The sequence below is a fragment of the Pseudomonas sp. S49 genome (assembly GCF_009866785.1).
In the GTDB taxonomy this organism is placed as follows: domain Bacteria; phylum Pseudomonadota; class Gammaproteobacteria; order Pseudomonadales; family Pseudomonadaceae; genus Aquipseudomonas.
On the sequence record NZ_CP019432.1, the window covers coordinates 661,949 to 686,129 of the forward strand.

Here is a 24,181-nt window from a genome sequence, read left to right on the forward strand (position 1 = left end):
GACTCAGGACTTTCACTTCGGCGTATCTCCAACAGCCACCCCGGTCAGTCCCCTTTTCCCCAGCGGACGAGGGGGAAGGGAGCAGATCTCCATGCTTCTCAAAATCCGAGTTCGACTCAGGACTTTCACGTCGGCGTATCTCCAACATCCAACGCGGTCAGTCCCCTCTCCCTCCGGGAGAGGGCTAGGGTGAGGGGCTCTTCGCAACATTTACGTGCAATGAGCCCAAACCATTTCCCCGCATCGCCCGATTTTGGTGCTGTACTGCCCTAAGCATTCCGGGAAAGCGCCCAAGCCTGTGCATGGCATAAGTCTTGCGCGCTTTCGAATACGCTTAGGCTCGCAGGAGGCACGCCGTGTCGATTCATGTCGCATTGCATCACGTCACGCATTACCGCTACGACCGCGCTGTCGAACTCGGCCCGCAGATCGTTCGCCTGCGCCCGGCCGCCCACAGCCGCACGCGGATTCTGTCGTATGCGCTGAAAGTCTCGCCCGAGCAGCATTTCATCAACTGGCAGCAGGATCCGCAGGGCAACTACCTCGCCCGACTGGTGTTCCCCGAGAAAACCAATGAGTTGCGCATCGAGGTCGATCTGCTCGCCGAAATGGCGGTGTTCAATCCGTTCGACTTCTTCCTCGAACCCTACGCCGAGAAAATCCCCTTCGCCTACGCGGCCGATGAGCGCAAGGAGCTGGCGCCGTACCTCGAAACCCTGCCGCTGACGCCGAAATTCAAAGCCTATCTGGACGCCATCGACCGTACGCCATTACCAGCGGTGGATTTTCTCGTGGCGCTCAACCAGCGTCTGAGCGAAGACATCGGTTACCTGATCCGCATGGAACCGGGCGTACAGACACCGGAACACACCCTCGAACATGCCTCCGGTTCCTGCCGGGATTCGGCATGGTTGCTGGTGCAATTGCTGCGCAACCTCGGCTTGGCCGCACGATTCGTCTCCGGCTACCTGATTCAACTGACCGCCGATGTGAAAAGCCTCGATGGCCCGTCCGGCACCGAAGTGGATTTCACCGACCTGCACGCCTGGTGCGAAGTGTATTTGCCGGGTGCCGGCTGGATCGGTCTGGATGCGACGTCAGGGCTGTTTGCCGGTGAAGGGCATATCCCGCTGGCCTGTAGTCCCGATCCATCTTCAGCGGCGCCGATCAGTGGCTTGGTCGAGCCTTGCGCGTGTGAGTTCAGCCACGAAATGTCGGTCGAACGGATCTGGGAGGCGCCGCGCGTCACCAAGCCCTACACCGATGAGCAATGGCTGGCGATTCAGGCGCTCGGCCGGCAGATCGATGCCGACCTGCTGGCGGATGACGTACGCCTGACCATGGGCGGCGAGCCGACTTTCGTCTCCATCGATGATCCGGACGGCGCCGAGTGGAATACCGCCGCGTTGGGCGCGGATAAACGCCGGCTCTCCGCCGAACTGTTCCAGCGCATGCGCAAGCATTACGCGCCGAAAGGCTTGGTACATTTCGGCCAGGGCAAGTGGTATCCCGGCGAGCAACTGCCGCGCTGGTCGCTCAATTGCTATTGGCGCCGCGACGGCGTGCCGATCTGGCACAACGACGCTTTGATCGCCGATGAGCAGCAGGATTACGGCGCCAATGGCGAATTGGCCGGGCGCTTTCTGGCCAGCGTCGCTGAACGCCTGAAGTTACCTACGCGTTTTGTCTTCCCCGCCTACGAAGACAATTTCTATTACCTCTGGCGCGAGGGCACGTTGCCGAGCAATGTCAGCGCCGAAGATTCGCGTCTGGAAGAGCCGCTTGAGCGCGCACGCCTGCGCAAGGTCTTCAGTCAGGGCCTGAACAAAGTCATTGGCCAGGTGTTGCCGCTGGCGCGCACCGCCAAGGGCGACCAATGGCAGAGCGGGCGCTGGTATCTGCGTGATGATCACTGCCGTTTGGTGCCGGGAGATTCGCCGCTGGGCTATCGCTTGCCGCTGGGTTCGCAGCCTTGGGTGAAAGCCGCCGAGTATCCGTTTATCCATCCACAGGATCCGAATCAGGATTTCCCCGAGCTGCCGGATGCCGCGCAGCTCAACCGTCACAGCGAACCCGCGACGGTTGATGAACGCGTGCCGAAAATCGACGAATCTGCCGATTGGCTGACCCGCACTGCGTTCTGCGCTGAGGCCCGCGAAGGGCGTTTGTACTTGTTCATGCCGCCGCTGGAGCGGGTCGAGGATTATCTGGAACTGGTGGCCGCCATCGAAGCCACCGCCGAAGAGCTGCATTGCCCGGTGTTGCTGGAAGGCTACGAGCCGCCGAGCGATCCACGTCTGAGCAATTTCCGCATCACCCCGGATCCCGGTGTGATCGAGGTGAATGTGCAACCGTCGGCGACCTGGGACGAATTGGTCGAGCGCACCGAGTTTCTGTATGAAGAGGCGCGCCAGACCCGCCTGACCACCGAGAAATTCATGATCGATGGTCGCCACACCGGCACCGGTGGCGGTAACCACTTTGTTCTCGGCGGTGCGACGCCGGCAGATTCACCGTTCCTACGTCGCCCCGATCTGCTGCGCAGCCTGATCAGTTACTGGCACAACCATCCGTCGTTGTCGTATCTGTTTTCCGGATTGTTCATTGGCCCGACGTCGCAGGCGCCGCGTGTCGACGAGGCGCGCAATGACGCGCTGTACGAACTGGAAATCGCTTTCGCGCAGATGCCGGAACCGGGCGAGGAATGTGCGCCGTGGCTGGTCGATCGACTGCTGCGCAATTTGCTGATCGACGTCACCGGCAACACTCACCGTGCCGAGTTCTGCATCGACAAACTCTATTCGCCGGACGGCGCCACCGGACGTCTTGGCTTGCTGGAATTGCGCGCCTTTGAAATGCCCCCCCATGCGCGGATGAGTCTGGCCCAGCAGTTGCTGTTGCGGGCGTTGGTCGCACGGTTCTGGCGCGAACCTTATGCGCCGCCGAAACTGGCGCGCTGGGGCACCGAACTGCATGACCGTTTTCTGCTGCCGCACTTTATCGAGCAGGACTTCGCCGACGTCATCGTCGAACTGAACAACGCCGGTTATCCGCTGCGCGCGGAATGGTTTGCGGCGCATATGGAGTTTCGTTTTCCCAAGGTCGGCGATTATGCGGTCAACGGTATCGAACTGGAGTTGCGGCAGGCGCTGGAGCCGTGGCATGTCCTGGGCGAGGAGGGCGCGGCAGGCGGTACGGTGCGTTACGTCGATTCCTCGCTGGAGCGTTTGCAGGTCAAGCTCAAAGGCCTGCCGCCGCAGCGTTATCTGTTGACCTGTAACGGCATCGCAGTGCCGTTGCACCCTACCGGGCGCGTGGGCGAGTTCGTTGCCGGTGTGCGTTATCGCGCGTGGCAACCTTCCAACTGCCTGCAACCGACCATTCCCGTACACGCACCGCTGGTGTTCGACCTCCTCGACACCTGGATGGGCCGTTCGCTGGGCGGTTGTCAGTATCACGTCGCGCATCCCGGCGGGCGCAATTACGAGACGTTGCCGGTCAACGCCAACGAAGCGGAGAGCCGGCGTATGGCGCGGTTCTTCCGCGTCGGACATACGCCGGGGAAACTTCCTGTACCGAATGTAGAAATCAGTGACGAGCTGCCGATGACAATCGATTTGCGACGTTTCTAAGGCCTACGCGACACGCGGATTTTTCGTATATCCGCGCGTCATGTGCCTGCGTTAGTCTGACCGTTCCTTGCTGTCTGCCGAGCTTTCCATGCCTGACCTGCTAGACCGCTACCCGCTTACGGCGGGCACTTATCACGAACTGCTCGACGGCAGTGGCGCGGTGCGCCCGCATTGGCAGCGGCTGTTCGATCAGTTGCAGCGCAGCACGCCGGCACAACTGGTGCAGCGGCAAGCCTTGTTGGCGCGGCAGATTCAGGAAAACGGCGTCACTTATAACGTCTATGCCGACCCGAAAGGCGCGGATCGGCCATGGGAGCTGGATCTGTTGCCGCATGTGATTGCGGCGGATGAATGGCAGCAATTGTCGGCAGGCATCGCTCAGCGCGCGCGACTGCTCAACGCTGTGCTGGCGGATTTGTACGGGCCGCAGCGGTTGATCAGTGAAGGCTTGCTGCCCGCTGAACTGGTCTTCGGTCACAACAATTTTCTCTGGCCCTGCCAGGGCATCGTTCCCCCGGAAAACGCCTTCCTGCATCTTTTTGCGGTGGATCTGGCGCGCACTCCGGATGGGCGTTGGTGGGTGACTGCCGATCGCACACAAGCGCCATCGGGCGCCGGGTATGCCCTGGAAAACCGCACCATTGTGTCGCGCGCCTTTCCCGAGTTGTACCGGGATCTGAAGGTGCAGCATCTGGCCGGTTTCTTCCGCACATTGCAGGAAACCCTCGCGCGACAGGCGCCGTGTGACGATGACGCACCGCTGGTGGTGTTGCTCACGCCGGGTCGTTTCAACGAAAGCTATTTCGAACATCTGTATCTGGCTCGCCAGCTCGGTTACCCGTTGGTCGAGGGCGGTGACCTGACGGTGCGCGACGCCACGGTCTATCTGAAAACCCTCAGTGGCCTGCGTCGGGTACACGCGATCATGCGCCGTCTGGATGATGATTTCTGCGATCCGCTGGAACTGCGCACGGACTCTGCGCTGGGCGTGCCCGGGCTGCTCGAAGCGGTGCGTCAGGGCCGCGTACTGGTCGCCAACGCGCTGGGCAGTGGCGTGCTGGAGTCACCGGGACTGCTCGGGTTTCTGCCTAAGATCAATCAATACCTGTTCGGCGAAGAACTGCTTCTGCCGTCGATCGCGACGTGGTGGTGCGGCGAGGCGCCGGTATTGGCGCAAGCCCTGGAGAAACTTCCCGAGCTGCTGATCAAACCGGCCTTCCCCTCACAAAGCTTCGCACCTGTGTTCGGCCGTGATCTGAGTGAAAAACAGCGTCAGGCGCTTGCCGAGCGCATGCAGGCGCGCCCTTATGCCTATGTTGCGCAAGAATTGGCGCAGCTGTCGCATGCGCCGATCTGGCAGGCGGAAAACGGTCAACTGCAACCACGAGCAATCGGCATGCGCATGTACGCGGTGGCCAGTGGTGATGGTTATCGCGTGCTGCCCGGTGGCCTGACCCGGGTGGCCGCCGATGCCGATGCCGAAGTGGTGTCGATGCAGCGCGGCGGCGCGAGCAAAGACACCTGGGTGTTGGGCGACCGTCCGCCCAGCGGCGAACAGTGGAAGACTCAACGCAACGTCGGCGTCCACGATCTGGTGCGGCGCGACCCGTATCTGCCCTCACGGGTGGTGGAAAACCTGTTCTGGTTCGGCCGTTACTGCGAACGCTGTGATGACAGTGCGCGACTGCTGCGGATCATGCTCGCTCGGTATGTCGATGGCGATGACCCGCACGCGCTACAGGCGGCGGTCGATCTCGGCGAGCGACTGACGCTGTTACCGGACGAAGGCGAATTGCCGGAGCGCTTGCTCGCAGCACTGCTCGGCGAGGACTGGTCGTTCAGCCTGCGCTCCAATCTGCAACGCTTGCAGTGGGCGGCCTCGCAGGTGCGTGGCAAGCTTTCGCGCGAGAACTGGCAGGCGCTGGTGGAGCTGCAGCGCGAGGCGATGGAACTGGACACCGACGAACCCGACTTCGGCGAGCTGCTGGATTTTCTCAATCGGTTGGTGATGTCGCTGGCAGCGCTGTCCGGTTTTGCCTTGGACGACATGACGCGCGACGAAGGCTGGCGCTTTCTGATGATCGGCCGGCGTATCGAGCGACTGCAGTTTCTCAGCAGCAGCCTCGCGGCGTTTCTGCGTGGCGCCGGTGCTTTCGATCAGGCGGGCCTGGAGTGGTTGCTGGAGTTGGGCAACAGCAGCATCACCTATCGCTCACGTTATCTGGCCGTGGCGCAATTGATTCCGGTGCTCGACCTGTTGCTGCTTGATGAACAAAACCCGCACGCGGTGTTGTTTCAGTTGAAATTGGTGACTCGTACGTTGAAACGTTTGAACGATGATTTCGGTGTGCCACGGGAAACGGGGCTGCCGCAACTGGTCGAGCGTCTGGCACGGTTCGATCTAGGCTGTCTGGAGAATCCATTGTTCGGGGAGTCCAGCGTCCGCGCCGCGCTCACTGGCCTTGCCGATCTGCTACAAGAGATTGCCGAGGCCAGTGGGCAAGTGTCGGATCGTCTGGCCCTGCGCCATTTCGCCCATGTCGATGACGTCAGCCAGCGCACGGTGTCCGTCTGATGAATGCTCGATACCAGATCTTCCACGACACCTGTTACCACTACGACAGCCCGGTGTCCCTGGCGCAGCAACTGGCGCACTTGTGGCCGCGAAAATGCGATTGGCAGCGCTGCACCGAACAGCAATTGCTCATCAGCCCGGACCCGACAGCGCGGCGCGATGAGCTGGATGTATTCGGCAATCCATTGACCCGACTGGCCTTTGAGCGGCCGCATGACGAATTGCAGGTCAATGCACAACTCAGCGTTGAAGTGCTGGCGCGGCCGACGCTGGACTTCAATCAGTCACCCGCCTGGGAGTTGACCCGCGATGCGCTGAGCTACAGCAGCCAGCCGTTGTCCGCTGAGTTGCTCGAAGCCTGTCGCTACCGGTTTCAGTCACCGTACGTGCATCTGAAACGCAGTTTCGTCGAGTTCTCGCAAAGCTGTTTCCCGGCGGGCCGCCCGTTGCTGTTGGGTGTGCAGGACTTGATGCAGAAAATCTTCAGCGAATTCACTTTCGATGCCGAGGCGACTCAGGTGGCGACACCACTGGTGGAGGTGCTGGAGCGGCGACGCGGGGTTTGTCAGGACTTCGCACACTTGATGCTGGCGTGCGTGCGTTCGCGAGGGCTGGCGGCGCGATATATCAGTGGTTACCTGCTGACGCAGCCGCCACCGGGACAACCACGCTTGATCGGCGCCGATGCGTCGCATGCCTGGGTTTCAGTGTTTTGTCCGGTGCTGGGCTGGGTGGACTTTGATCCGACCAACAATGTGCAGCCGGCGCTGGAACACATCACGCTGGCGTGGGGGCGGGATTTTTCCGATGTGTCACCGTTGCGCGGGGTGATCCTCGGCGGCGGCAATCATGATCCGGAAGTGCGGGTCACCGTAATGCCGCTGGATTAACGATGATCAAACTGTAGGAGTGAGCCTGCTCGCGATAGCGGTGTGTCAGCGGCAAATATTTCAACTGACACACCGCTATCGCGAGCAGGCTCACTCCTACAAGGAAATTGGGGTGTTTCTGGGAAGGCTGTGAGGGCCGGCGGTGAAACCGCCAGCCCCGTCACAAATCCGCAGGGTCTGATTCGATGATCAAACCCGGTGGGGTTCAGGCGTCGGGCGCCTGATCTTTCGGTGCTTCAGTTGCATCAACATCATCTTCCGTTACCACTTCACCCTCAGGGTTCAGTGCTGCTTCTTCAGCGGTTTGCTTCTTGCGCTGAAGCTTTTCCTCTTTCTTCTGTTCCTTTGCCAGGTCTCGTTGACGTTTGGCGAAGGAGTAATTGGGTTTGGCCATGGGCGTTCCTCTTGGTCGAAGGTGAGGTTGAGCGGCGCGTATTCTGCCCTGTATCGGTGCCCGGCAGTTAGCCGGGTTTTTGGTCGACCCACTTGGGCGTGACGGTCGGCTTCCAGTTATCCAGGGCATCGAGCAGTGTTTGCGGCGATTCGCTCACTTGCAGCATGTCACGGTGTGGCGCACGAACGAAGCCTTCGCCGACGATATGGTCAAGAAATGCAGTGAGTTTGCTGTAGAAACCGTTCACTTCCAGCAGGCCCAACGGTTTGCCGTGGTAGCCGAGCTGGCCCCAGGTCCAGACTTCGAACAATTCTTCCAGCGTACCGAGGCCGCCGGGCAAGGCGATGAACGCATCGCTCAGTTCAGCCATACGCGCCTTGCGCGCGTGCATGCCGTCGACCACTTCCAGGCGTGTCAGGCTTTTGTGGCCGATTTCCTTGTCCATCAGGCTCTGCGGGATGATGCCGATCACTTCGCCGCCAGCGGCCAGCGCCGCGTCGGCGACAATGCCCATCAAACCCACAGCACCACCGCCGTAGACCAGGGTCAGTTTACGTTCTGCCAAAGCCCGGCCAAGGGCAATGGCGGCTTCGGTGTAAGCCGGATCAGTGCCAGCATTGGCACCACAAAATACACACACGGATTTCAGAGACATGCCTTCCTCCTGGGTCAATCCGTCACAGGGTAATGGCTGGCACGCCTTGATCCAAGGGCTAAACTTCGCGTTCAGGCGATTCAAAGGTGCCGCTGGCGCCACAGGCGTAGGCGGCGAGCAAACTGCACAACAGACCGTTAAAGAACATGACAGGCACTCCGTCTCAGTAGATGCGCCGATCATAGGGCGGGCCGGGGAATCTGGCCGTTAGATTGTCTCGATGAGTGTCATAGCCTGAAAGTTGTATACAATTTTTGACTCAAGTCATAGGAACTTGCGAAGATTTCAGGCAGTCTTTCCACCATTCGTGTTTTTGTTAACCCTGCCTTGGAGATTCACCATGTTTTCCAAAGTTGTTGCGGTATCCCTGCTGGCGCTGGCCAGCAGCCAATTGATGGCTGCCGAGTGCAAAACCACCGTTGACTCCACCGATCAGATGTCCTTCAACACCAAGGAAATCGTGATCGACAAGAGCTGCAAGACTTTCACCGTCGAACTGACCCACTCGGGCAACCTGCCGAAGAACGTCATGGGCCATAACCTGGTGATCAGCAAAGAAGCTGACATGCAGCCAATCGCTACCGCTGGCCTGGCCGCCGGTATCGACAAGAACTACCTGCCGGAAGGTGACGCGCGCATCGTCGCTCACACCAAGATCATCGGCGCCAAGGAAACCGATTCGGTGACCTTTGACGTATCGAAGCTGGATGCCGCTGAAAAATACGGCTTCTTCTGCTCGTTCCCGGGCCACATCTCGATGATGAAAGGCACTGTCACCCTCAAGTAAATCCGGGTTCCGGTATTGCAAGAAACGCCGCTGCGCGATGATCGCCAGCGGCGTTTTTGCGTCCGGCGCAAAGCTACCGTTCGTCCGAATCAGGCGCCTACCTGTTATTTCTGACAGTAGACCACTCCTTCAAACTCGGGCTTACATGAGTCTTCTTTCCAGACGATTGCAAAGAGGATTTCCACATGAATGCCAAGAGCAAAAATTCGACCTTAGCCGACCTGAAAATCACTAGAGTGTTTTCAGGTGGGCAGGACGTTGTCGACGGCGGCACGATTTTTTCCGCAAGAGCCAACTTCACCGTCACCGGGCCTGTCGACGCCCGTCTGCAGCTCCTTATCGATGATGTGCCGAAATACAACGGCCAGACAAACAACGCGGGCGACCTGTCTTTTTTGATAGATGATCTTCCGGATGGGCGGCACGAATATCGGCTGGCCCATGAGGAGGAGCGCACCGATCCATTTATCTTGAATGCGGTTGCGACCAAACCCTTCATCGAAACGTTGAAAGATTCCAATGGGAATGTTGAGAACGGCGGCTCGACCGAAGATACCGATCTCAGCATCAATGGCTTGTGGAAGGAAGGTCAGATATGGATCTTGAACGGTGCTGCCGCTGAACCGATTGCCATGTTTCGCGTGGGCACTGACCGCACTTGGGGCGGCGATCTCAAGCTTGCAACGGGAAAAATCCATACGCTGAAAGCCAGAGCGGATGATCGATCGGTGTCCGACCTCTATACCGTGACCGTCGGCGAGGTCTCCGAAGGCGAGGTGAAGATCACTTCGCTGAAGGATTCGGAGGAGGGCGAGATCGAAGACGGTGATACTACCGCAGACACCACACTGACGATCACCGGCTCGGCGAAGGACGGCGAGGTCAAATTGCTGGATGGAGATAGCCCGACTCCGATTAAAACGTTTACGGCAGCGGATGGCACTTGGGGTGGCGAAATCGAGCTCACGGCGGGTAAAACCTATGTGCTGAAAGCCGAGGACGTAGACGGCAAACAATCCGAGACCCACACCGTGATTGTCAGCGAGGCGTCCGAAGGCGAGGTGAAGATCACTTCGCTGAAGGATTCGGAGGGGGGCGAGATCGAAGACGGTGAGACTACCGCAGACACCACACTGGCGATCACCGGCTCGGCGAAGGACGGCGAGGTCAAATTGCTGGATGGAGATAACCCGACTCCGATTAAAACGTTTACGGCAGCGGATGGCACTTGGGGTGGCGATATCGAGCTCACGGCGGGTAAAACCTATGTGCTGAAAGCCGAGGACGTAGACGGCAAACAATCCGAGACCCACACCGTGATTGTCAGCGAAGTGCCCGAAGTCGATTTAAGGATTACTTCGCTGACGGATTCGGAAAGGGAAGTAGAAAACGGTGGGAATACCGACGACACCACTCTGACAATCGGCGGCACGGCAAAAGACGGCGAGATCGAGTTGCTTGAGGGTGCTAACACGACGCCGATTGAAACGTTTACTGCGGCGAATGGCATCTGGGGTGGCGAGTTCGTCCTCGCAGCTGACGCAACCTATGTGCTGAAAGCCAAGGATGCAACTACAGAGTCTGAGACCTACACCGTGACTGTCAACGCGGCGCCCCCTGAAACTCGCGTGAAGCACTGATTGCGAGTCTGCGGATACCGCGGCGAAGCTGACGCAGGCAGCGATCTTTCGATTGTCATCCTCGAAACCGGGATCGCTGTCTGCGGCAGTTTTTGCCGTTTTTTACCCGCTCAGGGTGCGAACGGCATCACGCGTTTGTGATGAGTCTTGTTGTAGGTCGCGACGATGATGTCGAACGCTTCCCGGCGCACTGGCTCACCGTGCAGGAAAGCGTCGATCTCGGCGTACGTCACACCATGGGACGCTTCGTCCGGTTTGCCCGGCGACAGGTCTTCCAGATCCGCCGTCGGGACTTTCTCGACCAACGACTCCGGCGCGCCAAAGCTGCGCGCAATTGCGCGTACCTGATTCTTTACCAGGCCGCTGAGCGGTGCCAGATCACAAGCGCCGTCGCCGAACTTGGTGAAGAAGCCCATCACCGCTTCCGCCGCATGATCAGTGCCGATCACCAGACCATGCGCCGCGCCGGCGATGGTGTATTGGGCGACCATACGCATGCGTGCCTTGGTATTGCCGAGTACAAAGTCCACCGACACCGCGTGCTTGCCTTCAAACGCCGCCACTTCACTGGCCAGCGATTTCACCGCTGGGCCGATGTTGACCGTGTGGCGTTCGTCCGGGGCGATGAAATCCACCGAGGCCTGGGCGTCGTGCTCGTCGAACTGGGTTTCGTACGGCAGGCGCACCGCGATGAATTTGTAGCTGTTGTCGCCGGTCTGGTCGCGCAGTTCACGCATCGCGCGCTGGGCCAAGAGGCCTGCGGTCAGCGAATCGACGCCGCCGCTGATGCCCAGCACCAGTGTCTTGAGCCCCGAATTGACCAGGCAATCCTGAATAAAGGTAATCCGCCGGGCGACTTCGGCCTGCAGGGCCTTGTAGTCGGCGAATGGCGGTTGCACCTTGAGCTGCTCAGCAATCTCACGCTGTACGGCTTGCATGAATTCACTCCTTGCTAGATAGACTGGAATCGGCAGGAACCTGGAAAACGTGTCGCAAATAGGCAACAAAATTGGGGTCTTTGCAGTGGGACTTGCCTGGCTCGTCGGAGATCTTCGCCACCGGTTGGCCGTTGCAGGCAGTCATTTTAAGCACGATGCTCATCGGTTCGACACCCGGAATGTCACAGGTGAGGTTGGTGCCGATGCCGAAGCTGACGTTGATCCGACCGTGCAGCGCGCGGAAGATCTCCAGCGACTTGGGCAGGGTCAGGCTGTCGGAGAACACCAGGGTCTTGCTCATCGGGTCGATGCCGAGCCTGTGATAATGCGCGATGCATTTTTCGCCCCACACCACAGGATCACCGGAGTCGTGGCGCAGGCCGTCGAACAGCTTGGCGAAGAACAGGTCGAAATCGCCGAGGAAGGCATCGGTGGTGATGCAATCAGTCAGGGCGATCCCCAGCAAGCCGCGGTATTCGCGAACCCAGCAATCGAGCGCGGCGATCTGGCTGTCGATCAGCCGTGGACCGAGTTGTTGATGGGCCATGATCCATTCATGGGCCATGGTGCCCAGCGGTTTCATGTCCAGTTCACGGGACAGGTGCACGTTGCTGGTGCCGACAAAGCGTCCGGGGAAGTCGTGTTTGAGGACATTCACCACTTCAGCCTGCACACCGTACGAGAACCGCCGACGGGTGCCGAAATCGGCGACTTGCAGTTGCGACAACTCATCGGCCGAGGCGTTGGCGGTCAGCCAGTCGAATTTGCGATAAAGCTGCTCGCGCGCCTGTTCCAGCACGGTTTCACGATAGCGATAGCGGTTGCGTACTTCGCTGACGATCGCCAGCAACGGCACTTCGTAGAGGATTACGTGCAGCCATGGTCCACGCAGGCGGATGAACAACTCGCCGTTTTCGATACCGGTGTGCACATAGCGCAGGTTGAAGCGGAACAGCCCGAGGAAACGCAGGAAGTCCGGTTTGAGGAAGCTGATCCGCTCGAGAAAACTCAGTTGATCGGCGCTCAGGCTCAGCTCGGCCAGACGCTCGATCTGAAAACGGATCTCGGCCAGATACGGGCGCAGATCCTCGCTGTTGCGGCAACGGAACTCCCATTCGACTTCGACGTTGGGGTAGTTGTGCAGCACCGCCTGCATCATCGTCAGTTTGTAGAAGTCGGTGTCGAGCAGGTTCTGCACGATGCGATCGGCAAACACGCTCTCGCTCATAACGGGGTCTCCAGGTGCGCCGCGCCTGTGCGCGGTCTCATTCAATGGCGCTAGTGGCGCATATCAGGGACGAAGATTGCCAGCAGTTTTTTAAATCACCGCAGAACCCTTGTGGGAGCGAGCCTGCTCGCGAAGGCGTCATTTCAGTCAACATTGATACTGAATGTGCCGGCCTCTTCGCGAGCAGGCTCGCTCCCACATTTTTCAATCGAGTCAAATTTCCGGGCTGTCGATCTGTTCGAGCATCCACTTCACAAAATCACGCACCTTCGGCACTTCCGCCGCATGCTCCGGGTACGCCAGGTAATAGGCATCAGTGCTGGGCATGGCATGCTCAAAGGGAATGACCAGTTTGCCGTCGGCCAATTCCTCTTCCACCAGAAATCGCGGCAACAACGCCACGCCACAGCCGACCTGCGCAGCACGTATGCACATATAAAAGGTTTCGAAGCGCGGCCCGTGGTAGCTGTGCTCGGTCTGGTAACCCTGGCTGTCGAACCAGTCGTGCCACGCCTGCGGGCGCGAGGCATTTTGCAGCAGCACCAGATCGGTCAATTGCGTCGGATCAGTAAACGGTGTGTCCGGCAGGCTGCCCGGCGCGCACACCGGCACCAGTTCTTCGCCGAACAGTTTCAGGCATTCAGTCCCTGGCCGTGAGCCCTGGCCGAAGTAGAACGCCAGATCGCTGCGCCCTTGCAGCAGGTCATCCGCTTCCTGCTCGTTACACAAATCCAGATGGATCGACGGATGGCGCAGGCGCCAGCCTTTCAGGCGCGGCACCAGCCAGCGCGCGCCGAAGGTTGATGGCGTAGAGACGCGCAGGACTTCAGTCTCACCGCCGTAGGAGCGCAGGTAATGCGTCGACATTTCCACTTGGGTGAGGATTTTTCTTACTTCAACCAAGTACAAATCCCCAGCCGGGGTCATCTGCAAGCGCCGCCGCACCCGGCGGAACAACAAGTGCTGCAACAACTCCTCAAGCTGCGCGACCTGTTTGCTCACCGCACTTTGGGTCAGGTTCAGCTCCTCAGCGGCGCGAGTGAAGCTCAAGTGCCGGGTCACGGCCTCAAAACACTGCAGAGCGGTGATCGAGGGCAAGTGGCGTTTGTTGAGCATGGCCGATCCTTTTCTTGTCTTTCTGTGCGCAGCATGAATAAACGGAATGATATCTCGCGTAAAGGTCGTTTGTTGCCTTGCCATTGTGACGCTACAACTAAAGGCCTGCCCGGTCGCGAAAAAGCGTCCGCACACATTCAGTTTTTTGCTTGAGGAGTGACCCATGGTTGCCGCATTGCTTGATCGTCTAGGTGTGAACTCGGCCCTTTATCAGAACGGCAAAGTGCCGGTGCATTCGCCGATCGACGGCAGCCGCATCGCCGCCGTCAACTGGGAAGGCCCGGCCGAAGTCGAGCAGCACATCAGTCGCGCAGATCATGCGTTCGAGCAATGGCGCAAGGTGCCGGCCCCGCGTCGCGGCGAACTGGTGCGTCAGTTCGGTGAAGTGCTGCGCGAATACAAGGCTGATCTTGGCGAGCTGGTTTCCTGGGAGGCCGGCAAGATCACTCAGGAAGGTCTGGGTGAAGTGCAGGAGATGATCGACATCTGCGATTTCGCCGTCGGCCTGTCTCGCCAGCTGTACGGTTTGACCATCGCCTCCGAGCGTCCGGGCCACCACATGCGTGAAACCTGGCATCCGCTGGGCGTGGTCGGGGTGATTAGCGCGTTCAACTTCCCGGTCGCGGTGTGGGCGTGGAACACCACGCTGGCGCTGGTCTGCGGCAACCCGGTGGTGTGGAAACCGTCGGAGAAAACCCCGCTGACCGCACTGGCCTGCCAGGCGCTGTTTGATCGTGTAGTGAAGAACTTCACCGACGCCCCAGCGAATCTTTGCCAGGTGATTATTGGTGGTCGCGACGCTGGCGAAGCCTTGGTCGATGACCCGCGTGTTGCGTTGATCAGCGCCACTGGCAGCACACGCATGGGCCGCGAAGTGGCGCCGAAAGTCGCCGCCCGTTTCGCTCGCAGCATTCTGGAACTGGGCGGAAACAACGCGATGATCCTCGGCCCGAGCGCCGACCTCGACATGGCCGTGCGTGCGATTCTGTTCAGCGCCGTCGGTACTGCCGGGCAGCGCTGCACCACCTTGCGCCGACTGATTGCCCATGAGTCGGTGAAAGAAGAAATTGTCACGCGTCTCAAGGCTGCCTACTCGAAAGTGCGCATCGGCAACCCGCTGGAAGGCAATCTGGTCGGTCCGCTGATCGACAAGCACAGCTTCGAAAACATGCAGGATGCGCTGGAACAGGCATTGAGCGAAGGCGGTCGGGTGTTTGGCGGCAAGCGTCAGCTCGAAGACCAATTCCCCAACGCCTATTACGTCTCGCCGGCCATCGTTGAAATGCCGGAGCAGAGCGACGTGGTCTGCAGCGAAACCTTCGCGCCGATTCTGTACGTGGTCGGTTACAGCGATTTCCAGGAAGCGCTGCGCCTGAATAACGCGGTGCCACAAGGCCTGTCGTCGTGCATCTTCACCACTGATGTACGCGAGGCCGAGCAGTTCATGTCGGCGATCGGCAGCGACTGCGGCATCGCCAACGTCAACATCGGCCCGAGCGGTGCCGAAATTGGCGGCGCGTTTGGTGGCGAGAAAGAAACCGGTGGTGGCCGTGAGTCGGGCTCCGATGCGTGGCGCGCGTACATGCGCCGTCAGACCAACACGGTGAACTACTCGCTGGAGCTGCCGCTGGCGCAGGGCATTACCTTCGACTGACAAGTGGATATCCCCCTTGTGGGAGCGAGCCTGCTCGCGAATACCGTGGGTCAGTCGACATAGATGTTGGCTGATATACCGCTTTCGTCGGAACGCCGCCCGGAGCAGGCTCGCTCCCACAGGGTATGCAGTGTTTGTTAGGTTTCTGTTGGAGTCTGGCAATGCCGTTACGCGAAGAATGTCTGTGGGAAAAGCTCACGCCACAAAGGCCGGATAACACCGCGCTCAAAGGCGAAGTCAAAGTCGATGTCTGCGTGATCGGCGCCGGGTTCACCGGGTTGTCGGCGGCGCTGCATCTGTTGGAAAAAGGCAAAAGCGTCTGCGTGTTGGAGGCTCATCGCGCGGGGCACGGCGGTTCCGGGCGTAACGTCGGGTTGGTCAACGCCGGCATGTGGATCCCGCCGGACGAGATCGAAGCCGGTTTCGGCGAAGCGGTGGGAAGTCAGCTCAATCGCATGCTCGGGGCCGCGCCGGCACTGGTGTTCAGCCTTGTGGACAAATACAACATCGATTGCCAGTTACGCCGCGAAGGCACGTTGCACATGGCGCACAACGCCAAGGGCGAGGCGGATCTGCGCAGTCGTGAACAGCAATGGAAACGCCGTGGTGCGCCGGTCGAATTGCTCACCGGCAAGGCCTGCGAGCAAGCCACCGGCACGCAAAAAATCGCTGCTGCGTTGCTCGACCGTCGCGCCGGCACGCTCAACCCGATGGCGTATGTCACCGGGCTGGCCAACGCGGTAAGCGGTCTCGGCGGGCAAATGTTCGATCATTCGCCGGTCACTCGCCTCGAGCGTCAGGGGGCGAAGTGGTCGGTGCAGACTGAGCACGGTTCGGTGCTGGCCGAGCAAGTGGTTATCGCCTCCAACGCCTACACCGAAGGCGACTGGACCGAACTCAAACGCAACTTCTTCCCCGGTTACTACTATCAGGTCGCTTCGGTGCCGCTGACCGAGGACGCCGCGCAGGAAATCCTACCGGGCGGGCAGGGCTCGTGGGATACGCGGCAGGTGCTGAGCAGCATTCGTCGCGACAAAGAAGGGCGCTTGCTGCTCGGCAGCCTTGGCAACGGCAATCAGAAACCGACCTGGTTTCTCAAGGCCTGGGCTGACCGCGTGCAGCAGCATTACTTCCCCAATCTGCAACCCGTCGAGTGGGAATGCACCTGGACCGGACGCATTGCGTTTACACCCGATCACCTTATGCGCCTGTTCGAACCTGCACCGGGACTGGTGGCCGTCACTGGTTACAACGGTCGTGGCGTCACCACTGGCACCGTGGTCGGCAAAGCCTTCGCCGACTATTTGTGCAACGGTGATCCGCAAGCCCTGCCGATTCCCTTCGCACCGATGCAGCCCCTGGCCGGTGTGGGCTTGCGCAGTTGCCTGTACGAGGCCGGGTTCTCGCTGTATCACGCGGGCCAGTGCCTGCGCATTGTGATTTGAGTGTTGAAATATGTTGCCGGAAGCGGCGCTTTTCGATGCAGCGACTAGCCTGTAATGGTGCGGGTTGTAGCAGTCCCGCACCAGCAGTGTGCAGTTCGGTGACGCGGGCTGTTACAGGCTGGTTGCACGTCGTTTGGCGCCGCGGTTGCAATGATGGCGCGTGCGGGTTGCGCCTGAAAAAATAAATGGTTTCACCTTCCGCGGTTTAGACGGTTGCACGCCCAATGAAAATGGGAACGAAACAGTCGAAATAACAAGAAAGCAGCGACTTTTTGAAGAATAAAAAACCGATGGCACGGCCCTTGCTCTGAGCATTCAGTGAAGTGAAGTCGCAGTGCCAACTAAAAAAAACCTTGGAGCACCACCTCATGTCCCAGACGTTTTACAAGAAAGGCTTTCTGGCCCTCGCAGTGGCTACTGCGTTGGGTGTTTCTGCGTTTGCTCAAGCTGATGTGAAAATCGGTGTAGCGGGTCCAATGACTGGCGCCAACGCAGCATTTGGCGAGCAGTACATGAAGGGTGCACAGGCGGCGGCTGACGCGGTGAACGCGGCTGGCGGCGTCAACGGGGAAAAAATCGTACTGGTCAAGGGCGATGACGCCTGCGAGCCGAAACAGGCCGTGACGGTCGCCAAGGACCTCACCAACCAGAAAGTCGCCGGCGTGGTCGGTCACTTCTGCTCCTCTTCGACCATTCCAGCGTCGGAAATCTACGACGAAGCCGGGATCATCGCGATCACTCCGGGTTCGACTAACCCGCAAGTCACCGAGCGCGGTCTCAGCGCCATGTTCCGTATGTGCGGGCGTGACGACCAGCAAGGCATTGTGGCCGGTGACTACATCGTCGACGTACTCAAGGGCAAGAAAGTCGTCGTGCTGCACGACAAAGATACCTACGGCCAAGGCCTGGCGGATGCCACCAAGGCACAACTGGTCAAGCGCGGCGTGACGCCTGTGTTGTACGAAGGCCTGACCCGTGGCGAAAAAGACTTCAGCACCATCGTCACCAAGATCCGTGGCGCCGGCGCCGACGTCGTCTACTTCGGCGGTCTGCACCCGGAGGCCGGCCCGCTGGTTCGCCAACTGCGTGAACAAGGCCTGAAAGACGTCAAGTTCATGTCCGATGACGGCATCGTGACTGACGAACTGGTGACCACCGCCGGTGGCCCGCAATTCACCGATGGCGTGCTGATGACCTTCGGCGCCGACCCGCGTCTGTTGCCAGAGAGCAAGACCGTAGTGGACGCATTCCGCAAGGCCGGTACCGAGCCTGAGGGCTACACCCTGTATGCCTACGCTTCGGTGCAGACCCTGGCTGCCGCGTTCAACGGCGCGAAGTCCAACAAGGGCGAAGAGGCTGCGGCCTGGCTGAAGAAAAATCCGGTGAAAACCGTCATGGGCGAAAAAACCTGGGACTCCAAGGGCGACCTGAAAGTCTCCGACTACGTGGTTTACCAGTGGGACAAGGACGGCAAATATCACCAGCTGGAAAAACAGAAGTAAGGGCTGACGCGATCGGCTGATCCCACGGTTCCTTTGTAGGAGTGAGCCTGCTCGCGATGACGGAGTTACAGGCAACACATGTGTTGAATGTTAATCCGCTATCGCGAGCAGGCTCACTCCTACAGGGGGCGGTGGTGACGGGTGGATCGTGGCTGACATTGCTCCGACGTAAATCTGTATTTTTCCTAGAAGAGCCGCACATCAAAGGTGTGCAGGTTCTCACTGCGTGAGATTGCGTTATGGATGGTATTTTCCTGCAGCAACTGGTCAATGGCCTGACCCTCGGGTCGGTCTATGGCCTGATCGCCATCGGCTACACAATGGTCTACGGCATCATCGGCATGATCAACTTCGCCCACGGCGAGGTTTACATGATTTCTGCTTACCTGGCGGCAATCAGTCTGGCTCTGCTGGCGTACTTCGGTATTGAATCCTTCCCGCTGCTGATGCTCGGCACACTGATCTTCACCATCGTGATCACGGCGGTGTATGGCTGGGTCATCGAGCGAGTCGCTTACAAACCCCTGCGCAACTCCACCCGACTGGCCCCGCTGATCAGCGCCATCGGTATCTCCCTGATCCTGCAAAACTACGCACAGATCGCTCAAGGCGCCAAGCAACAGGGCGTGCCAACCCTGTTGAGCGGGGCATGGCGTGTCGAAGTCGGTACTGGCTTCGTGCAACTGACCTACACCAAAGTCTTCATTCTGGTGGCCGCGTTCGTCGGTATGGGCCTGCTGACCTACGTCATCAAGTACACCAAGCTCGGACGCATGTGCCGTGCGACCCAGCAAGACCGCAAGATGGCTTCGATCCTCGGCATCAATACCGACCGGGTCATTTCCTATGTGTTCATCATCGGTGCAGCCATGGCGGCGCTGGCCGGTGTATTGATCACCATGAACTACGGCACTTTCGACTTCTATGCCGGCTTCATTATCGGCATCAAGGCGTTCACCGCGGCGGTGCTTGGCGGGATCGGTTCACTGCCTGGGGCAATGCTCGGCGGGATCATCCTCGGCATTTCCGAGTCGCTGTTCTCCGGTCTGGTCAACTCCGACTACAAAGACGTGTTCAGCTTCTCGCTGCTCGTACTTGTTCTGGTCTTCCGGCCGCAGGGCCTGTTGGGCCGTCCTCTTGTGTCGAAGGTGTAAGCGATGTCTTCAACCACTCAAAAATCCATCGATATCAAAAAAAGCCTGGTTGAGGCGATTCTTGCCGGCCTGATTGCCCTGATCGTTTTCGGCCCGATTGTCGGCGTTGTGCTCGAGGGTTACAGCTTCAACCTCGAACCGACCCGCGTGGCCTGGATCATTGGCATTGTCATGATTGGCCGCTTTGCTCTCAGCCTGTTCCTGCAAACGCCCAAGGGCCTGAAAATTCTCGACGGATTCGAGAGCACCGGCTCCGGTGTGCACGTGCTGCCTGCCGATCACAAATCCTCGCTGCGCTGGATCATCCCGCTGCTGATTGTGCTGGCCGTCATCGTGCCGTTTGTCTCCAACTCCTATCTGCTCGGCGTGGTCATCCTCGGGTTGATCTACGTGCTGCTGGGGCTGGGGCTGAACATCGTAGTCGGTCTGGCCGGTCTGCTCGATCTGGGTTACGTCGCGTTCTACGCCATCGGCGCTTACGGTCTGGCGCTGGGTTATCAATACCTCGGTCTGGGTTTCTGGACGGTGCTGCCACTGGCGGCGATCACTGCCGGGCTGGCCGGGTGCATCCTCGGTTTCCCGGTGTTGCGTCTGCACGGCGACTACCTGGCGATCGTGACCCTGGGCTTCGGTGAAATCATTCGCCTGGTCCTCAACAACTGGTTGTCGCTGACCGGCGGCCCGAACGGTATGCCGGCGCCACTGCCGACGTTCTTCGGTCTGGAGTTCGGCAAACGGGCGAAGGATGGCGGGGTGCCGTTTCATGAGTTCTTCGGTATCGCCTACAACCCGGACGTAAAGTACTACTTCATCTACGCGGTGTTGTTCCTCGTGGTGCTGGCCGTGCTGTACATCAAGCACCGTCTGGTGAAGATGCCGGTCGGCCGCGCCTGGGAAGCCTTGCGTGAAGATGAGATCGCCTGCCGCTCGATGGGCCTCAACCACGTGCTGGTCAAGCTTTCGGCGTTCACCATCGGTGCGTCGACCGCAGGTCTGGCCGGGGTGTTTTTCGCCACCTACCAAGGCTTCGTCAACCCGACCTCGTTCACCTTCTTCGAGTCGGCACTGATCCTCGCCATCGTCGTGCTCGGCGGTATGGGCTCGACCATCGGCGTGGTGATTGCGGCATTCGTACTCACCGTCGCCCCGGAATTGCTGCGCGGCTTCGCTGAATATCGCGTGCTGCTGTTCGGCATCCTGATGGTGTTGATGATGATCTGGCGACCACGCGGGCTGATTCGCATCAGCCGTACCGGGGTCACTCCACGCAAAGGTGCCATTCACTATGAGAGGACTGCGCCATGAGTGAAGTCGTACTCTCTGTTGAAAAACTGATGATGCATTTCGGTGGCATCAAGGCGTTGAGCGATGTCAGCCTGAAGGTCAAACGCAACTCGATCTTCGCCTTGATCGGCCCCAACGGCGCCGGCAAGACCACGGTGTTCAACTGCCTGACCGGGTTCTACAAAGCCTCGGGCGGCAAGATCGAACTCAATGTGCGCGGCCAGCAGACCAACGTCATCCAGTTGCTGGGCGAGTCGTTCAAACCGACGGATTTTGTCTCACCGAAATCTTTCCTCAGCCGCATGTACTACAAGATGTTCGGCGGTACGCACCTGGTAAACCGTGCAGGCCTGGCGCGAACCTTCCAGAACATTCGTTTGTTCAAGGAAATGTCGGTGCTGGAAAACCTGCTGGTGGCCCAACACATGTGGGTCAATCGCAACATGCTCGCCGGCATTCTCAACACCAAGGGCTACCGCAAGGCTGAAAGCGACGCGCTGGACGTTGCCTTCTACTGGCTGGAAGTGGTCGACCTGGTCGACTGCGCCAACCGTCTCGCCGGTGAGCTCTCGTACGGTCAGCAACGCCGTCTGGAGATCGCCCGTGCCATGTGCACGCGGCCGCAGATCATCTGCCTCGACGAACCGGCCGCCGGCCTCAACCCTCAGGAAACCGAAGCGCTGAGCGCGATGATCCGGCTGCTGCGCGACGAGCACGATCTGACCGTGGTGCTGATCGAACACGACATGGGCATGGTTATGAGTATTTCCGATCACATCGTGGTGCTGGACCACGGCATCGTCATCGCCGAAGGCGGGCCTGAAGCGATCCGTAACGATCCGAAAGTGATCGCCGCCTACCTCGGCGCCGATGAAGAGGAGCTGGTATGACGCAACCGATCCTCGAACTCAAAGACCTCGACGTGTTCTACGGCCCGATCCAAGCGCTCAAAGGTGTTTCGCTGCAGATCAATGAAGGGGAAACCGTCAGCCTGATCGGCTCCAACGGCGCCGGCAAATCGACGTTGCTGATGTCGATCTTCGGTCAGCCACGGGCGGCAAGCGGGCAGATTCTTTATCAGGGCGTAGACATTACCCACAAGTCCTCGCACTACATCGCTTCCAACGGCATTGCGCAGTCGCCGGAAGGGCGGCGAGTGTTCCCTGACATGACCGTCGAGGAAAACCTGCTGATGGGCACCATCCCGATTGGTGACAAGTACGCCAAAGAGGACATGCAGCGGATGTTCGCGCTGTTCCCTCGGCTTGAAGAGCGGCGCACGCAGCGGGCAATGACCATGTCCGGTGGCGAGCAGCAAATGCTCGCCATTGCCCGGGCGTTGATGAGTCGGCCGAAGCTGTTGCTGCTCGATGAGCCTAGCCTTGGGTTGGCGCCGATTGTGGTGAAGCAGATCTTCGCGACCCTGCGGGAACTGGCGAAAACCGGCATGACCATTTTCCTCGTCGAGCAGAACGCCAACCATGCGCTGAAGCTGTCGGACCGGGCGTATGTGATGGTCAACGGCGAGATACGCCTGACGGGTACGGGTAAAGAGTTGCTGGTGAACGAGGAGGTGCGTAACGCCTATCTGGGCGGGCACTGATTCTTCCAGCGTTATGCACAGCCCCGGCGACGCGAGTCCCGGGGCTTTTTTATATCCCAAATTCACCGTAAACCCCTGTAGGAGTGAGCCTGCTCGCGATCGCGGTTTCCCATTCGCCATCATCGGTGGCTGGTGCACCGGTATCGCGAGCAGGCTCACTCCTACAGTTGATCTGCGCCAGAATCCAGAATTGTGGAAAACAAATTCCCCAAGCTGCCAAAGCGCGACATATAGACGCTGCAAATGGCTGTTTTTGCACAGTTTTGACTTGTCCCCGGTTACTGTGGAGCTGGCTGTGAATAACGTGGGTGTATCTAGCTGCAGGCCTTGTAATCCGTGGCTTGCAAGTGTGTGGTTGTTTTTTGATCAGGTGTTTTTGCTGAGGCTGAAGGCGTCGTTGTCAACCTTTTTCTAGGCATCGCCTCTTGGGCAATTCGACGTGAACAGGCCTGTGGATAAGTCTGTGATTAAACTCTGGAAAGACTGCGCTGAGGGCCGTAATTGCTGGCCTCGCGCAATCACTGTGCTGACTGACCAGTCGTGCAAAATGCCATGTCCCGCACATCCGCCACTTCAGGGTCAAGCAAAAAACTTTCTATTTCGCCCGCAAAGCCTTGTGTGGCGCGGCTTTGCGCGATTGTACTTGCCCCCGGAAACTGTGGAAGGGGCTGTGGATAACATGCGTGCACATGGCTACAGGCCACGGCGGCTATGGCGCCGGCGGGGTTGGTTATTTTTTGTACACCTTGTAGCAGTTGCCCGTGAGTGCCGGGCCGGGCATGCTGCCTGCTGATTTTCTATTCCAAGGGCTGCTCCGGCGGCCGAAGCAAGGAGAACACGATGTCCAACACCCTGTTTATCACCGGCGCGACGTCCGGATTTGGTGAAGCCTGTGCCCGCCGTTTTGCCGAGGCTGGCTGGAAACTGGTGCTGACCGGTCGTCGTGAAGAACGCCTCAATGCGCTGTGCGCCGAGCTGTCGAAGCAGACCGAAGTGCATGGTCTGGTGCTCGATGTGCGTGATCGCAAGGCGATGGAGGAGGCGATTGCCAACTTGCCGCCATCGTTCGCCAAGCTGCGTGGCCTGATCAACAACGCAGGTTTAGCGCTGGGCGTGGACCCGGCGCCGAAGTGCGATCTGGACGATTGGGACACCATGGTCGACACCAACGTCAAAGGCCTGATGTACGCAACCCGCCTGCTGCTGCCGCGCCTGATCGCCCACGGCCGTGGCGCCGGCATCGTCAACCTTGGCTCCATCGCCGGCAACTATCCGTATCCGGGCAGCCATGTGTATGGCGCGACCAAGGCGTTCGTTAAACAGTTCTCGCTGAACCTGCGTTGCGACTTGCAGGGCACCGGCGTGCGGGTCAGCAACATTGAGCCTGGGCTGTGTGAAAGCGAGTTCTCGCTGGTGCGTTTTGCTGGCGATCAGGAGCGTTACAACGCGACCTACGCGGGTGCTGAGCCGATCCAGCCGCAGGACATCGCCGAGACGATTTTCTGGGTGATGAATGCGCCGGCGCACATCAACATCAACAGCCTCGAGTTGATGCCGGTGAGCCAGACCTGGGCCGGTTTTGCCATCGAGCGGAACAAGGCTTAAGACCGCGCTGAAGCCCTTCGCGAGCAGGCTCGCTCCACATTGGAATGCATTTCAAAGTGGCAGCGAGCCTGCTCGCGAA

General features: G+C 59.4%; 18 protein-coding genes. 13 read left to right on the forward strand and 5 right to left on the reverse strand.

Annotated elements, in window-relative coordinates:
* The first annotated feature begins 356 nt into the window (after positions 1 to 356).
* The 3 genes from PspS49_RS02810 to PspS49_RS02820 all read left to right on the forward strand — a co-directional run bounded on the left by PspS49_RS02810 (position 357) and on the right by PspS49_RS02820 (position 7,097).
* The gene (locus tag PspS49_RS02810; RefSeq protein WP_160038022.1) at positions 357 to 3,632 is read left to right on the forward strand and encodes a transglutaminase family protein; all 3,276 of its coding nucleotides are present in this window, start codon (positions 357 to 359) and stop codon (positions 3,630 to 3,632) included.
* 88 nt (positions 3,633 to 3,720) lie between these two features.
* Positions 3,721 to 6,207 carry a circularly permuted type 2 ATP-grasp protein gene (locus PspS49_RS02815; protein WP_160038024.1) on the forward strand — a complete coding sequence of 829 codons (2,487 nt, stop codon included), beginning with the start codon at positions 3,721 to 3,723 and terminating at the stop codon, positions 6,205 to 6,207.
* A complete protein-coding gene (locus PspS49_RS02820; protein WP_160038026.1) occupies positions 6,207 to 7,097 on the forward strand; it encodes a transglutaminase family protein in 891 nt (296 codons plus the stop codon). Before PspS49_RS02815 ends, PspS49_RS02820 begins: the two co-directional genes overlap by 1 nt.
* Positions 7,098 to 7,302: 205 nt before the next feature.
* Here PspS49_RS02820 and PspS49_RS02825 read toward each other — a convergent pair whose 3' ends face one another.
* Positions 7,303 to 7,491, reverse strand: a complete 189-nt coding sequence (locus PspS49_RS02825; protein WP_127925624.1) for a hypothetical protein — start codon at positions 7,489 to 7,491, stop codon at positions 7,303 to 7,305.
* 67 nt (positions 7,492 to 7,558) lie between these two features.
* Positions 7,559 to 8,146: a TIGR00730 family Rossman fold protein gene (locus tag PspS49_RS02830; RefSeq protein WP_064117208.1), complete on the reverse strand. Its 588-nt coding sequence runs from the start codon at positions 8,144 to 8,146 to the stop codon at positions 7,559 to 7,561.
* Between the two features lie 340 nt (positions 8,147 to 8,486).
* Here PspS49_RS02830 and azu point away from each other — a divergent pair, with 340 nt between their 5' ends.
* Positions 8,487 to 8,933, forward strand: a complete 447-nt coding sequence (gene azu / locus PspS49_RS02835) for an azurin (RefSeq protein WP_127925626.1) — start codon at positions 8,487 to 8,489, stop codon at positions 8,931 to 8,933.
* Positions 8,934 to 9,118: 185 nt separating this feature from the next.
* Positions 9,119 to 10,573, forward strand: a complete 1,455-nt coding sequence (locus PspS49_RS02840; protein WP_127925627.1) for a hypothetical protein — start codon at positions 9,119 to 9,121, stop codon at positions 10,571 to 10,573.
* A gap of 110 nt (positions 10,574 to 10,683) precedes the next feature.
* Here the strand turns inward: PspS49_RS02840 and nadE are convergent, their stop codons facing one another.
* The 3 genes from nadE to PspS49_RS02855 form a co-directional block, all read right to left on the reverse strand.
* Positions 10,684 to 11,511: an ammonia-dependent NAD(+) synthetase gene (nadE, locus tag PspS49_RS02845; RefSeq protein WP_127925628.1), complete on the reverse strand. Its 828-nt coding sequence runs from the start codon at positions 11,509 to 11,511 to the stop codon at positions 10,684 to 10,686.
* Positions 11,512 to 11,515: 4 nt separating this feature from the next.
* Positions 11,516 to 12,739 carry a nicotinate phosphoribosyltransferase gene (pncB, locus tag PspS49_RS02850; RefSeq protein ID WP_123593058.1) on the reverse strand — a complete coding sequence of 408 codons (1,224 nt, stop codon included), beginning with the start codon at positions 12,737 to 12,739 and terminating at the stop codon, positions 11,516 to 11,518.
* A 213-nt stretch (positions 12,740 to 12,952) separates the two neighbouring features.
* Positions 12,953 to 13,855 (reverse strand): LysR family transcriptional regulator, encoded by a 903-nt coding sequence (locus PspS49_RS02855; RefSeq protein WP_127925629.1) that lies wholly within the window; start codon positions 13,853 to 13,855, stop codon positions 12,953 to 12,955.
* Between the two features lie 163 nt (positions 13,856 to 14,018).
* On the opposite strand from PspS49_RS02855, the gene PspS49_RS02860 reads away from it, so the two are divergent.
* From PspS49_RS02860 to PspS49_RS02895, 8 genes are all read left to right on the forward strand, one after another.
* Positions 14,019 to 15,509 (forward strand): aldehyde dehydrogenase family protein, encoded by a 1,491-nt coding sequence (locus tag PspS49_RS02860; RefSeq protein ID WP_160038028.1) that lies wholly within the window; start codon positions 14,019 to 14,021, stop codon positions 15,507 to 15,509.
* A gap of 161 nt (positions 15,510 to 15,670) precedes the next feature.
* The gene (locus tag PspS49_RS02865) at positions 15,671 to 16,954 is read left to right on the forward strand and encodes an FAD-binding oxidoreductase (protein WP_160038030.1); all 1,284 of its coding nucleotides are present in this window, start codon (positions 15,671 to 15,673) and stop codon (positions 16,952 to 16,954) included.
* 368 nt (positions 16,955 to 17,322) lie between these two features.
* A complete protein-coding gene (locus PspS49_RS02870) occupies positions 17,323 to 18,456 on the forward strand; it encodes an ABC transporter substrate-binding protein (RefSeq protein ID WP_038360427.1) in 1,134 nt (377 codons plus the stop codon).
* Positions 18,457 to 18,695: 239 nt separating this feature from the next.
* Positions 18,696 to 19,610, forward strand: a complete 915-nt coding sequence (locus tag PspS49_RS02875; RefSeq protein WP_034151619.1) for a branched-chain amino acid ABC transporter permease — start codon at positions 18,696 to 18,698, stop codon at positions 19,608 to 19,610.
* A 3-nt stretch (positions 19,611 to 19,613) separates the two neighbouring features.
* Positions 19,614 to 20,915, forward strand: coding sequence for a high-affinity branched-chain amino acid ABC transporter permease LivM (livM, locus tag PspS49_RS02880; protein WP_095047315.1), 1,302 nt, complete (start codon positions 19,614 to 19,616; stop codon positions 20,913 to 20,915).
* Positions 20,912 to 21,784 carry an ATP-binding cassette domain-containing protein gene (locus tag PspS49_RS02885; RefSeq protein ID WP_077570679.1) on the forward strand — a complete coding sequence of 291 codons (873 nt, stop codon included), beginning with the start codon at positions 20,912 to 20,914 and terminating at the stop codon, positions 21,782 to 21,784. The genes livM and PspS49_RS02885 overlap by 4 nt, the downstream gene beginning before the upstream one ends.
* Entirely contained in the window at positions 21,781 to 22,497 is a 717-nt protein-coding gene (locus tag PspS49_RS02890) for an ABC transporter ATP-binding protein (RefSeq protein ID WP_160038032.1), read from the forward strand. Before PspS49_RS02885 ends, PspS49_RS02890 begins: the two co-directional genes overlap by 4 nt.
* 840 nt (positions 22,498 to 23,337) lie before the next feature.
* Positions 23,338 to 24,102: an SDR family oxidoreductase gene (locus tag PspS49_RS02895; RefSeq protein WP_007915905.1), complete on the forward strand. Its 765-nt coding sequence runs from the start codon at positions 23,338 to 23,340 to the stop codon at positions 24,100 to 24,102.
* The last annotated feature ends 79 nt before the right edge of the window (positions 24,103 to 24,181 follow it).